Below are 12,704 nucleotides of genomic sequence, written 5' to 3'. Positions count from 1 at the left end.
GGATGAATACGGAGATGGAACGCGTATCGGAGCCGACGATAATGTCACTTGGCGGGTTGGTTCCGACGTCTCGTCATCCCGGAACTCAATAGAGCCCGCTGACGCATCTTCGCCCCGCCGGGCGTCCCGCCACGGCTGCGAATTTCGGACGGCCGCTTCCGTCCGTCAGACGGCGGGACCGAAAAGTGCCCTCTGCAGCCTATCTTGGGAAAACCCCGCGACGGTCGTCAGCAGGTCGGGGCGAGGGGCGCGGCCGCAGACTGTGCGGCTTGCGCCTCCTTCGCCCTAGGAATGTTCGACGTAATAGCTGTTGCGGTGCTTACCCTTATACGCCTCGATGCGCCCAAGCATCTTCGGGTTGGCGCGATTGAGGACGGCACCCAGCAGCTTCTTCTGAAGGATCTCCGATCCCGAGATTGATTCCTGAAGCGCAGCTCGCGTGGTTGCTCCCCATTCGATCACATAGACCATTGCATCGATGAGGGGGCTGAACGCCTTGGAGTCCGCCACCGGCATCACCGGGGCAAGGTCGATAATGATATATTCGTAGTGTTCCCGTAGCATCGCGAGCAGGTCGGCCATTGGCCTCGATGCGATGACGTCGGCCGAATTGACCATGCGCGAAGCAACGATGGAGGGCAGGAAATCGAGACCGGTCTCCTTGCTTCGTTGCACATGATAGCTGAAGCCCGTGGGATCACTGAGGGCCTCGACCAGTCCGCTGTTGGCGTTAGGTGCGAGTTCCCGCGTGAGTGAGCGCGTATGCAAGTCGCCGTCGATGAGGATGGTGCGGTGACCTGTCATGGCGATCAATTGAGCGAAATTGGCCGCGACCGTCGTTTTTCCTTCCTTTGGCAGCGACGATACAATGCCAATGACCTTGATCTCTCGGGTCATGCGCGCAACGTCGATCGAAACCTTGATGTTGCGCAACGTTTCGGCAAACCGCGAGAACGGGTGATCGACGACGTAGCGGGATAGCCCCGCTTCGTCGGCTTTCGCGGATGCCGAAAGCAACGTGCGCGTCTTTGTCGGCGGGCGAATATCTGGCAGGACACCAAGGCACTTCACGCCGAGTTCGTCCTCGACCTCTCCGGGAGTCCGCAAGACGTCGTTGAGGAGCTCGCGCGCAAAGGCGGCGCCGAAGCCGAGACAGAGGCCGCCTACCAAGCCCCCCACCAGGGCCAAAACCGTCCGCGGCGAACTTTTGCGATCAGGCTTGGTCGCGGTGCTGATCAGGCGTGCCTCGCTGAGCGGGAAGCTCTGGTTCTGGGTGGCGCTTTGCAGCTTCTCCAGAAAGTTGTTGTAGAGATTGCGATAGGTGTCGGCCGCGCTTTCGAGATCGCGCAGCTTGACTTCCGCCTGGCCGGTGTGACCCGCTTGGGCGACCAGCTCTTTCACGTTCTTATCGAGAGATGCCTCTCGACTTTTTGCGATCTCGTAGTCGCTGCGATAAGCGTCGCCAATCCGATGAAGCTCATCGGCGATATTCTTGCGAAGCTCCTCCATCTTGTTGGCCAAATTGACCGCCGCAAGATGAGTCTTGCCGTAACGCCTTGACCAATCGGCATATTGGGCCTGCAAATCGAGGTACTGGGCGCGCAGGCGCGTAATGACCGAGTTGTTGAGGGCGTCCGTCACGGTCGGCTGGGCGAGATCCTGGTCGGAAATCGCTTCGATCCGATCGAGGCGCGCCTTGGCTTCGGCCGTGGCCGCCCGCGCCTGAACCAGCTGTGTATTCAAGTCCGACAATTGCTGCTCGGACATGAGGCCGCGGCTGGTTCCGACGATATTGTGCTCCGCCTTGAAGGTTTGCACCGCGCGGTCGCTCGCCGTCGCCTGCTCGCTGAGCTCGACGCTCCGCTGCTGGAGCCATTCGGTCGCCCGTTTCGTGGACTGGTATTTTGCTTCCAGTGCGCCCACGATGTAGGCATCGGCGATGGCATTTACGATCTTGACTGCCTTGTCCGGGCTGTGTGCGCGATAACTGAGCGACAAGACATATGTGGTCAGGACGCGCTCGACCCTGAGACTCTTTTGAATCGATTCGACCACGGCATGTTCAATCCGCTCCTGGGTGGGCGGTTCGCCGGATCCGAACACCGACATGATCTTGCCGGTGACGACGGCGAGAAGTCCTGGATTGGATCCGTTGAATTCCGGATCCTCGGTGAGCCGCAGACGGCGAACGATTGACAGGATAAGGTCGTCAGAATTGATGACTTCGACCTGGCTGTCGACATAGCCGGTGTCGATCAGAGCGCTGTTGGTCCCGCTGTCCTTGTCCAGAACCTGGGTTTGCCGGGTGTCCATCATGATACGGGCGTTTGCCGTATACATCGGCTTTGCCAGAACCAGATAGACGATCACCAGAGCCAGCGAGGCGCCAACTGCCGCAGCGATCAGCGGCCATTGCCGACGAAGGACGTCGGTCACACGGTCAAAGCTGAGGACCGCGCCGCCAAACTCGATGCCGAATCGGTGTCCCGATTGGAAGTGTTCTCTAGGCTGATACATCTGAAAATCGCTGCCTTAATGGTCAAGGAATCAATTCGGAAGGGGGACCGGTTTGAACGGGTTGGCCAGTTTGGTCTTCCATTCGCCTTCCAAGAGCGCTCCGCCCCGAGACTGCGTCGGCTTGTTGTCTCTCGGCTGCAACTGGGCGCTGGAGCCATCTTCTCCCGCCGCGGAATAGCCTGCTTGCACGGCGAGGTCGCCGACCCGCTGCGTGAAATCCCTGATCTTGCGCGCAGCGTCCGGTTTCGTTGACGTACACAGCGCTTCTGCGAGCCGCAGCGCCGCGCCGATGGTCGAGCGGTCGGGGGAAGCCGATTCGGAGATGAGCGTCTGCACCGACGGCAACACCGATGGATTGGTCGCGATATACGAGGAGAGGCGAGACCTCAGCTTCTCTTTGTCGTTGCGTAGCCGTTCCAGAAGCGAAGACGGCGCCTTCACGAAGGCGTCGAGTTCGGTTTGTGAGGCGCGGTCTGAGAATCCGACGCATTGAGCTCGGGTGGGACCGACGCCCGATGCGATCAGAGCAAATCCCGTCAAGATGATGGATAGCCATGTCGGCTTCGCACGACGCGTCACTTCGCAGCTCATCCGTGTCCCTTCGTCGTTGCTGCAAAACCAGTACATACGAAGAGTGGCAGTCAACTGTGTCAATTTTTGTGCGACGCAAAAGCGGGTTTCATTCGGTCGCGCGTGCCACCGATTGCCAAACAGTGCCTTACCTCTCGTCGGTTGTGCAACTACGATTTGCAATGCTCGCGAGATCAGCACAATGCCGCCTGCGAATTTTGCAGTTTGAAGATTTATGAGGCGATCGAAATAATCTCGTCGCGAAATTGACACACGGAAATTGTTCCAGCGACAGCAGCGCGCGGAGGAAGAAACATCTTCTATAAAGGCCAAATCGCAACACCGCCGGATTTCGCGCATACTTCGCTCGCAAAGGCTCGCAACCATTCGCCGTGGGAGTCAGTTCGTTCGTCGCGATGCTTCTCGATCGGCAAAAATGGCGCAAAGTTGTCGCGCGCATGTTCGAATGACAGAGAGCGATGAATTTATCGCCGGTCGTCATGCGTGACGCGAATCCTCAATCGTGACGATTGAAAGCACGCAAAGACCTGATACAGACTGCTGCGGTGCAACAGCTACGGAATGTCGATGTGACGGAGTTGGTTCATCGGGAGAAAGCGCATGTCCTGCCGCTCGACAGCATCCGGGGTATCGCCGCGACATCCGTGGTGATCCACCATCTCCTGCTGATGCCGACCTTTCTCGCGGCATTCCCACACAATGCATGGATCAACTGCTCGTTCTTCAGAAGCGCGTGGCTATTGGTCGACTTGTTCTTCGTCCTCAGTGGCATCGTGATGTCGTTGAGCTATGTCGAGGGCGACTTCGGGCGCTTCTCGTTGCGCGAATTCATGGTGCGGCGTCTGGCGCGGGTCTATCCGCTTCACATCGTCATGCTGATCGCAAACCTGCTGTTCCGCCTCCTGCGTATCGGCTTGGTCGCCGCAGGCGTCGTGGTTGCCGCGCCAGCCGCTTTCGAGGTGAACAATGCCTATTCCTTCCTGCTCAACGTCTTTCTCCTGCATTCGATGGGGCTGATCGACTATCTCAGCTGGAACGCTCCGAGCTGGAGCATAAGTGTCGAATTCTACACCTACCTGGTGTTCGGCCTGATCGTCCTGCTGGCCCAGCGCATGCGTTCGCTGTCGTGGTTCTACGCCGTCTCCGGGCTGGTCGCGGTCGCAAGTCTGGTCATCATCGTCTTCGTGCTCGACAAGAGGAGCCTGGGACTCCAGACCGATTTCGGCATTCTTCGCTGTTTTGTGAGCTTCTTTCTCGGTGTCTTGACCGTCAGGATCGTTCGTCGCCTGCCAGGTAAGCCGAGCCCTGCCGTGCAGGGAGGGCTGCAGCTGATCGCCATGATTGCCAGTATCGTCCTGGTCAGCCTCGCCGAGACCAATCCGGCGGCCACCTTCCTGGCGCCGCTTGTGTTCGCAGCCTTCCTCGGCAGCCTGCTGGCGTTTCCGGATGCGTTGCTGGTGCCGAAGATTCTGGTGGCGCGGCCGCTGGTGTGGCTCGGGCGCAGATCCTACTCGATCTATATGGTGCATGCGCTCGTGGTGCTTTTCGCGGAGTACTTCGTGCGGGCACTCGGGCCGCGGCCGATCGCGGCACTCGATTCGATCTGGGCGGGGCTACCGGCAACGCTGAATCTCGTGATCTCCCTGGCAGCTGTGCTGGCGGTTTCGCACTTCAGCTATCTCTACGTTGAGATTCTTGGTGGCAAGCTGCTTCGGAATGTTCTTGGAAGCCGGCCCGATTTTTCGCCATCTCCCGCGCCATCGGCGCGGCTGACGAACTGAGGCGAGCATGACGGCCCTCGCGCTGCAGCGCCCGCAGATCACGCTGGTCAGCCTCAACATCGAGGCGATCGCGCTCGGGGTTTATCTGGTCCGGGACGCCTTCGGCGGCGTGATCCGCTACTACACCAGCATCTTTCATCTGGACACGCTCTGGTACCTGCCCGACGGCGTTGCGCTTCTGTGTCTGGTCCAGTTCTTCGTGCATTGTATTTTGCGTAACCGCAGCACCCTGGCGCTCCTGGTGTTCGCGCAGATCATGCTGTCGCTGGTGCTCGGCTACTTCATGATGGGCACTGCGACGGCCGCGATCTCGGCTTTCAAGATGATGCTGCCGGTGTTCGTCGGATTCTGCTTCTGCGATTCGAGCCTGGGTTCCTACCGAAAGCTGCTGTCGGTCATCGCCGTGACCTTCTATCTCTCCGTCATCGGCGTGTTGTTGACGAAGTTCTACCTCATGCCCTGGGTCGGCTACAAATATGAATCCTTTGGCGCCGTACGTGAGGCGGGCCGGCTGTGGTGGGCCTATGGCGGTGACGATCAGCGCCTGATGGGCTTTGCCGCCGACAACACCATGGCCGCATTCTTCATCCTCGTGTCGTTTGCGATCACGTCGATCCGCAAGAGCACGCTCTGGTGCCTTCTGTACGGCTCCCTGGCGGTTTACGTCATTCGTCTGACCACCAGCAAGACGACCATGATCGTTCTTGTGCTGTACCTGGTGCTGCTGGTGATCGTGCGAATGCTGCCGGAGAAGTCGCGCTTCCCCGCGATCCGCGCGATTGCGTTGTGGTCGTTCGCTGCGATCCTCGTTCCGTTCTTCATGATCGTGGTCGCATCGGGCACCGCAGCAGTGCCGCACTCGACCTTGTTCAGCATTCTCGACCGTATCAATAACAGCTGGCAGCTGCCGTTCGTCTACATGAGCCAGCTTATGCCGATCGGCCTGATAACCGGCTGCGGCGCAGGCTGCTTCAACTATCCCCAGAAGCTGTTCTCGCCGCTCGCAGCGTACTGGGTGCCGGTCGACAACTTCTACATCGGAACATACCTGATGTTCGGGCTCCCGTTCGTCGCATTCATGGTGATGGTGTTCCGGGCAAATTTCGGAGCGACCGACGTCTACAAGTTGACGCTGCTCTTCGTCGTCAACCTGTTTACGATCACCGTCCTGAACTACGGCCCCGCATCAGGACTCCTGATCATCGCCTTGAGCTTCAGCGAAGTATTCTCTCGGCGGGCGACGTCCGCGCGGGCAGCCGATACCGTTCCGATAGAATTGCCGCGGCCGATCCGCTCATTGGAGGGTTTCGGCGTCGATATGCCAGGGACGGCAGCGCGTGGGAGCAGGTGAGATAAACGATGCATAGACGGCTTGCATTCATCGATACGCTGCGCGGCCTTGCCGTGTTGGCGGTGCTGTTCCAGCACGTGTTCGAGGTGATCGTCCAGAAGCACCCCACCGGCGCGTATTATTGGGTCTTCCACGATGCGATCGGCTACTACATGAACTTCGGCCGGTTCGGAGTCGTGCTGTTCTTCTTCGTCAGCGGATTCGTCATCCCCTTCAGTTTTCCGGACAGTGCTACGCCCGTGCGCGATTTCACGATCAGCCGCTTCTTTCGGCTCTACCCGGCGTACTGGACGTCGATGGTGATCGGGCTCGTCACGATGCAGGTGCTGGAGTCCAACGCCTATCCCTTGTCGCAGGTCATCGCGAACGTGACGATGCTGCAGACTTTCGTGAACATCCCGAACCTCTGGGTGTTCTACTGGACGTTGGCGATCGAGCTCCTGTTCTATGTCGGATGCACCATTCTTTTCGCGATGGGACTGCTGAACCGCCGGTTTAGTGCAGTTGCGATTGTCATTGCTGCGGCGCTGGTCGGGACAGCCGCAGCACTTCTGGTCGAAAGCAGGACGGTGTCGTCGCTCATGGAGGTTGGGCTGAACCTTTCGGCGATGTTCCTGGGCAAGGTCATCCGCGACACCGTCATCGGCGGGAAGCTGCGATGGTCGCACGTCGCCGTGTGTACGGTGTTCTATGCGATCTTCGCCATGACGCTGGCGGAGAGGCGGTTCGGCGGCGTCTATCAGGAGAACTTCTTCTACAGCTATTCGATCGGAGCGGCTTACGTCTGCGCTGCGCTCGTCTTCATCGCGTTTGCGGCGTTCGGTGAGAGGTTGGCCTGGCGCCCGATGGCGTTCGTGGGAACCATCAGCTATTCCGTCTATTTGATGTCGCCATTCGTGATCGTCTGGATCCATCGCCTCGTCTGGCTCGGTGATGGACCGCTGGGATGGGCCGCCTTCGCGGCGCTGGTCGCGGCGCTGTCGATCCTGGTCAGCTGGTCGACTTATGCGTTCGTCGAGAAGCCCAGCATCTCGTTCGGCCAGAGGTTCCGGTCGAAGCGCAGGAGGGCGGTCGTTCTCGAGCCGGCGCTCAGCGCGCAAGGGGCAGCTGAGTGATCGAAACAACGCGCCAGCCGTATGCCGGATACGACGGATCTTTCGTTCCCTCCGTCCAGGGACTTCGTGGCATTGCGGCTCTGAGCGTGCTGATGGATCATTTCTACGACATGCCAAAGGGAGGCGTGTACGACATTCCGGATCCCGGTTTCCTGCCGCCGCTCTGGCTCTGGCTGCAATCGGTAATCAATGTCGGCGGCCACGGTGTCGAGCTGTTTTTCATGATCAGCGGCTTCCTGATCCCGGCCAGTCTGGTGCGGCACGGCTCGCTGCCACGGTTCTTCTTCGACCGTATCCTGCGCATCATGCCGGTGTTCGTCGTGCTGCATCTCGCGCTGTTCGTGATTGGCCCGATCGTGGGCTACAAATTCTTCCGCGGGATCGATCTGACCAGCTATCTGGCGATCTTCACGGCCAATCTGTTCTTCGTGCAGGATGCTCTCGGCTTGCCCATCGCTCAGCAGAATGCCTGGACCTTGACTTACGAGTGGGCGTTCTACATCTGGTTCGCGCTGACATTCTCGATGTTGCGCATCGGAGGCAGAATGCTGGCGGCGCCCATGATCTTGCTGGGCGTCGCCTGCCTTCTGCATTGGCCGATCACGGCGTTCTTCTGCATTGGCATGCTTCTCAGCGCGACGGGTTGGCGCATCTCCATTCCGGGACCTCTTGGTTTGATGGCGGGCCTGACTTGCGGGATTGCCATGTACGCGAGCCTGGTGCTGTTTCACCCGTTCGTGGGTCTTGTTCCGGGCCTTTTGCTGTTTGCCATGGTGCTGGCTCCGGACTCCGGCTTCGCCAGGGCGCTCAGCACGCCGGCCCTGCAGTATGTCGGCAAGATCAGTTACAGCCTGTATCTCGTGCACCCGTTTGTCCTGTTTCCGTTGCAGGTGATCGGGCTCAAGCTCGTCGCTGTCGGTGTCGACCGTTGGTTGCTGTGGGCAGCATTCATCCTGCTGGGCTCGTTGATGTCGCTGATTGCAAGCGCGATCAGCTACGAGCTGATCGAGGTCAGGCTGAGACGACTGTTGGATGGTGCGGTCCGCGGCATGTTCTTTCGGTCATTGAGCAAGCTGGAACAGTCCGCCTAGAAGATCGCAATATCCGTCACGATCAACTCACGGTACGGCCGGCAAGCTTGCGGTAGGATGGCAACAGACCCTCGGCGATGCGATCCCAGTTCAACGGACCGGCCGCTGTCTGCCGTGCACCGTCGGTCAATGTCGCGGTAAGCGACTTCGAGGTCAGGACGCGTTCGAGCGCATCAGCCAAGGCGGCAGCATTGCCAGGCGGGACCAGAAGTCCGTTCACGCCGTCTGTCACAACGTCAGGAATGCCACCGGTGGCGCTGGCGACGACGGGACGGGAATTCCCGTAAGCAGACGCCAGCACGCCGCTCTGCGTCGCATCCTTATAGGGTAGGGCGACTACGGCCGCCGACTGAAACAAGTGTCCCGTATCCTCGGGCGAGATATAGGCGTCGATGGTTTTGACCGTCGGCATCGCCTCCATGCGCGCGCCAAGCCGCGTCATTTCGGGACCGCGGCCCGCGACGATCGCTTCGTGCGCCACGCCGCGCCGGTCCAGCAGGTCGATCGCGTCGATGAAGATGTCCAGCCCCTTGTAAGCCCACATCCGCCCAAAAAACAGGATTCGTGCAGATTCGGCTTCGATGGCGGCGGCACGCGTCGGCGGCACCATGAGCACGCCGTGCATGCTGGAGACGATTTCTCCATTAAAGTCCGGCGACGCACGGCGAAAATCTGCGATGCAGCTCTCGCCGTGCGTCGTGACGACTGACGCTGCCGCGCGCATGCGCGCGCGCCAGCCATCCTCGCGCGGAGAGGTGCCAGAACCGCCTTCCGAATGGGGGATCGCGTCGTGAACGGTCAGCACCAGCGGGATTCCAAGCGGTCGCAGGAACTGGATCAGCTTGGATGTATAGACTTCCGGAACTTCGTGACAATGAACCACGTCTGGACGAAACGAAATTATGTCCACGAATGAAGCCGGAATGCCGATGGCGCCGGCGCGGCGCAGGCTCAGATCGCGAATCCTTGTGTCGAAGGGAGTCGTTGCCGCGATATCGGCCAGTTCCCATTGCTGGTTCGCATCCTTGCGGTTGAGGACGAGGCGAACATCGCAATGGCGCGCCAACCCCGATGCGAGCCGGTAGGAATATTCTGCAAAATGCGGCGCATAGATCGCCACGCGCAAGCGCCTGGAGTCACGTTTGAAGGCAGTGGCGGGCGAATTCATCAGGGCATCCATTTTGCATCACATCGCTGAACCGGTTGGAGTGTAGTCCACGATTTGAACTCACTTCCACGCTAAATCGGACGATCGATGCCGCTCATCTGATTGCCATAACGTCGTCGCAGTGCTGCGCGATTGCTGCCGCCATCGGGACGGTGTGGAAAATGGCGACGTCACGCGCGGTCAACGATTGCCTATTTGTCTAGCGGGCGATTGTGATTGGATCTGTCGGAATTGGGTCGATTTTTTGATGAACGTCACTCCGGGCAAACAACATCAGGTCGTGGTCGCGTTGTTGTGGTCGCTGGCGCAGAATTGGGGCGGCCGTGCGCTGTCGTTTGTCCTGTTCTTGATATTGGCACGGCTGCTCAATCCTGCGGATTTCGGTCTTGCCGCGCTGGTTGGCTTCATCCTGCTGCTCCTGAGCTCCATTTCTGAATTCGGGTTCGGTGACGCGTTGATCCAGCGACGCGCGCTCGAGCCTGCGGACGTGACGCTGCCATTTTTCTGCTCACTGGCGGCGTCGGCCCTCCTTGCGGTTCTCATCGCCCTGCTGGCGACCGATATCGAACGTTGGCTCGGCGTGAAGGGACTTGCCCCGCTCTTGACGGCTGCGAGCCTCTCGCTTCCGATCGGTACCGCCACGCTGTTCCAGGAGGCGCTCTACAAGCGCCAGATGGATTTCCGCGTGCTTGCGCTCAGGACCATGGTGGCGACCGCGATCTCCGGAGTGGTCGGGATCGCCTGTGCTTATGCCGGGTTCGGCGCTCTCAGCCTCGTGATCCAGGTGGTCGTTCAGAGCGCGGTCAGCGGCCTGTGGCTCTGGAGCCAGCCCAGATGGCTCCCAATGCGCGGTTACGATCTGAAGAGCTTGCGCGAACTCTCCGGCTACAGCATCCACGTCGTGTCGAACAGGCTGCTGGACTTCGCCATCGTGCGTACGATCGACATGATCATCCTGTCGCTCTATGGCGTCGCGGCCTTGGGCATCTACACGGTGGGCGCGCGAGTTTACATCATCCTGATGCAATTGCTGACACAGGCGGTTATGGATGTCGCGCTGAGCGCACTGTCCAAGATCGCGCATGAGCGTCACCGTATTGCAGACGCGTATTTGCGCAGCGTCAGCCTCGGAGCATTGATTGGCTCTCCGGTCTTTGTGCTCCTGGCAGCAATCGCGCCGGAGTTCTCCCTGCTGGTGTTCGGCTCGAAATGGGCCGGCAGCGAAGCCGTGATGAGGCCGCTGATGCTCATCGGCGCCATCCAGACAGTGCAGTTCGTGAACAGCGCCTATTTCGGCGCCATGGGCAAGCCCAACTACGTCTTCCTGCTGAACATTCTCAAATTCGGCACCGTGGTACCCGCAATGTTCCTGCTGCCGTCGCACGACATTGGTCAGCTGGCGACCATCTTCGCCGTCGCACAGCTCGTGGTGACGCCCGTGACATTCGCGCTGGCGCTCAGGCTGCTGGGCCTGAGCTGGAACCAGTTTCTGCGGCCCGTCGCAGGCTGTCTTTGCGCCATCCTTCTGGCCTATGGCGCAGTTGCGCTATGCCGCGAAGCCACCCCGGACATGAATCCCTATTTGCGGATAGGGCTGCTCTCGTCATGCTTCGGGGCGACCTATCTGATGAGCATCTTGCTGTTCTGGCGGAAGCAGCTGTTCTCCCTGATCGCTTTCGTCGTGAAGCGTGGTGCGACCGCCTGATGAAGACAAGGAAGACGTCGTGAAGCAATTGATTCCGGTACCTGTTCGCAAGCATCTCCGAGGCTGGCTCAACAGCGCGAAGAACACGCCCTTTGCGGTCGATCTGCTCGAACTGCGCAGGTGGCAGATTGCCAGGAAGGCTATCGGTGTCAATGCCGCGCCGCGTAACAACCCGCGCCGGCTCGTCCTGCTCCCGTCCGATCCGTGGAGCATTCATCAGTCGCGCGGCGATGAGGCCATGATCGAGGCGGCCGTCGGCGAGATGAAGCAGGCCCATCCGAACATCGAGGTCTACATTGTCACCGCCACCAAAGCGGCAAGCGCGGAAGTGCGCGCAATGGGCTTCAAGCCGCTCGAATTTTGGAGGCAGCCGTTTTCCTATATGACGGTGGCGCAGGAGCTTTCTCTCACCCGGCCGGATTTCGGAATGGTTCTGGGGGCAGATGTGCTGGACGGCTACTATTCCCCCGTGGACGCCGCTCGCATGTTGCTCGTCGCTGATCTCATGGCAGCGTGCGGCGCCAAGGTCAGCGTGCTCGGATTCAGCTTCAACTCCCGTCCGGCCAAGGCATTGCGCGAGGTGTTTCGGCTGCTCGATCCCGGCGTGGTCTTGAATCTGCGCGATGCACTATCGCTTCAGCGCTTCAAGGATTTCGCCCCGAATCGTGCGCATCTCGTCTCCGATTCCGCATTCATGCTGGTGCCGCAGCCGGAGACTGCGGCTGTGACGCAGATCGAGGCCGCGATTGCGGAGCAGCGCAGACAGGGACGCAACGTCTTTGTCTTCAATATCCACCCGATGTTGTTCAGGAAATCCGAGCCGGCCAAATTGCAGCGAATGATCGAACTCGCGGCGAGCGCAATGGGGCGCATGTCTCGAGAGCATAACGCGAGCTGGGTGTTGCTCGCGCACGACTATCGTCCGGGGATCGCTGACGATATTTGCCTTCGACCGCTGGCTGGTCGCCTGCGCGCGGCGCTGGGCGACCATATTCATCATGTCGAGCACGTTCTGTCGGCAAGCGAGATCAAGGCGGTCGTCGGTCTGGTGGACGGTGTCGTCACCGGCCGCATGCATCTGGCGATTGCGGCTCTCGGACAGGGAACGCCGGTTGCGGCCATCACATACCAGGACAAGTTCCAGGGTCTGTTCGCTCATTTCGGTGTGAGCGAATCGCTTCTTCTCTCACCGGAGCAACTTCTCGCGGGAGACAATCTCGAGAAGTTTCTGCTGAGGTTCCTTGGCGCCTACGAGACGGCTGGCGCGCAGGTCCGCAATATGTTGCCGACAGTCATGGAGCTGTCGCGCGCCAACATCGCTCCGCTGCGGGGCGATGGTTTGATGTCGGTTGACGCGGCGTCCAACGGTAAGGTCGCCTGAGGGA

9 protein-coding genes are annotated in these 12,704 nt (G+C 59.9%); 6 read left to right on the top strand and 3 right to left on the bottom strand.

Features of this window, described 5'->3' with window-relative positions:
* Window positions 1-285: 285 nt before the first annotated feature.
* Both IVB40_RS28230 and IVB40_RS28225 read right to left on the bottom strand, forming a co-directional pair.
* Window positions 286-2,517: an AAA family ATPase gene (locus tag IVB40_RS28230; RefSeq protein WP_247816952.1), complete on the bottom strand. Its 2,232-nt coding sequence runs from the start codon at window positions 2,515-2,517 to the stop codon at window positions 286-288.
* A gap of 30 nt (window positions 2,518-2,547) precedes the next feature.
* On the bottom strand, window positions 2,548-3,447 hold the full coding sequence (locus IVB40_RS28225; protein WP_247816951.1) for a hypothetical protein: 900 nt from the start codon (window positions 3,445-3,447) through the stop codon (window positions 2,548-2,550).
* A gap of 230 nt (window positions 3,448-3,677) precedes the next feature.
* On the opposite strand from IVB40_RS28225, the gene IVB40_RS28220 reads away from it, so the two are divergent.
* Genes IVB40_RS28220 through IVB40_RS28205 form a run of 4 tightly spaced genes read left to right on the top strand, consistent with a single transcriptional unit; the run spans window position 3,678 to window position 8,446 of the window.
* Window positions 3,678-4,889: an acyltransferase gene (locus IVB40_RS28220; protein ID WP_247282713.1), complete on the top strand. Its 1,212-nt coding sequence runs from the start codon at window positions 3,678-3,680 to the stop codon at window positions 4,887-4,889.
* A gap of 7 nt (window positions 4,890-4,896) precedes the next feature.
* On the top strand, window positions 4,897-6,240 hold the full coding sequence (locus IVB40_RS28215; protein ID WP_247357111.1) for a hypothetical protein: 1,344 nt from the start codon (window positions 4,897-4,899) through the stop codon (window positions 6,238-6,240).
* Window positions 6,241-6,248: 8 nt separating this feature from the next.
* The gene (locus tag IVB40_RS28210) at window positions 6,249-7,355 is read left to right on the top strand and encodes an acyltransferase (protein WP_247816950.1); all 1,107 of its coding nucleotides are present in this window, start codon (window positions 6,249-6,251) and stop codon (window positions 7,353-7,355) included.
* The gene (locus tag IVB40_RS28205) at window positions 7,352-8,446 is read left to right on the top strand and encodes an acyltransferase (RefSeq protein ID WP_247816949.1); all 1,095 of its coding nucleotides are present in this window, start codon (window positions 7,352-7,354) and stop codon (window positions 8,444-8,446) included. Before IVB40_RS28210 ends, IVB40_RS28205 begins: the two co-directional genes overlap by 4 nt.
* Before the next feature lie 22 nt (window positions 8,447-8,468).
* On the opposite strand, the gene IVB40_RS28200 is transcribed toward IVB40_RS28205, so the two are convergent.
* The gene (locus tag IVB40_RS28200; protein ID WP_247816948.1) at window positions 8,469-9,614 is read right to left on the bottom strand and encodes a glycosyltransferase; all 1,146 of its coding nucleotides are present in this window, start codon (window positions 9,612-9,614) and stop codon (window positions 8,469-8,471) included.
* Window positions 9,615-9,861: 247 nt separating this feature from the next.
* Here IVB40_RS28200 and IVB40_RS28195 point away from each other — a divergent pair, with 247 nt between their 5' ends.
* Window positions 9,862-11,319, top strand: a complete 1,458-nt coding sequence (locus IVB40_RS28195) for a lipopolysaccharide biosynthesis protein (protein WP_247816947.1) — start codon at window positions 9,862-9,864, stop codon at window positions 11,317-11,319.
* 19 nt (window positions 11,320-11,338) lie between these two features.
* The gene (locus IVB40_RS28190) at window positions 11,339-12,700 is read left to right on the top strand and encodes a polysaccharide pyruvyl transferase family protein (RefSeq protein WP_247816946.1); all 1,362 of its coding nucleotides are present in this window, start codon (window positions 11,339-11,341) and stop codon (window positions 12,698-12,700) included.
* The last annotated feature ends 4 nt before the right edge of the window (window positions 12,701-12,704 follow it).

Source organism: Bradyrhizobium sp. 40 (genome assembly GCF_023100925.1).
Taxonomy (GTDB): Bacteria; Pseudomonadota; Alphaproteobacteria; order Rhizobiales; family Xanthobacteraceae; genus Bradyrhizobium.
Note: the sequence above shows the minus strand (reverse complement) of the source record. Positions and strands in the feature narration are given on the sequence as shown.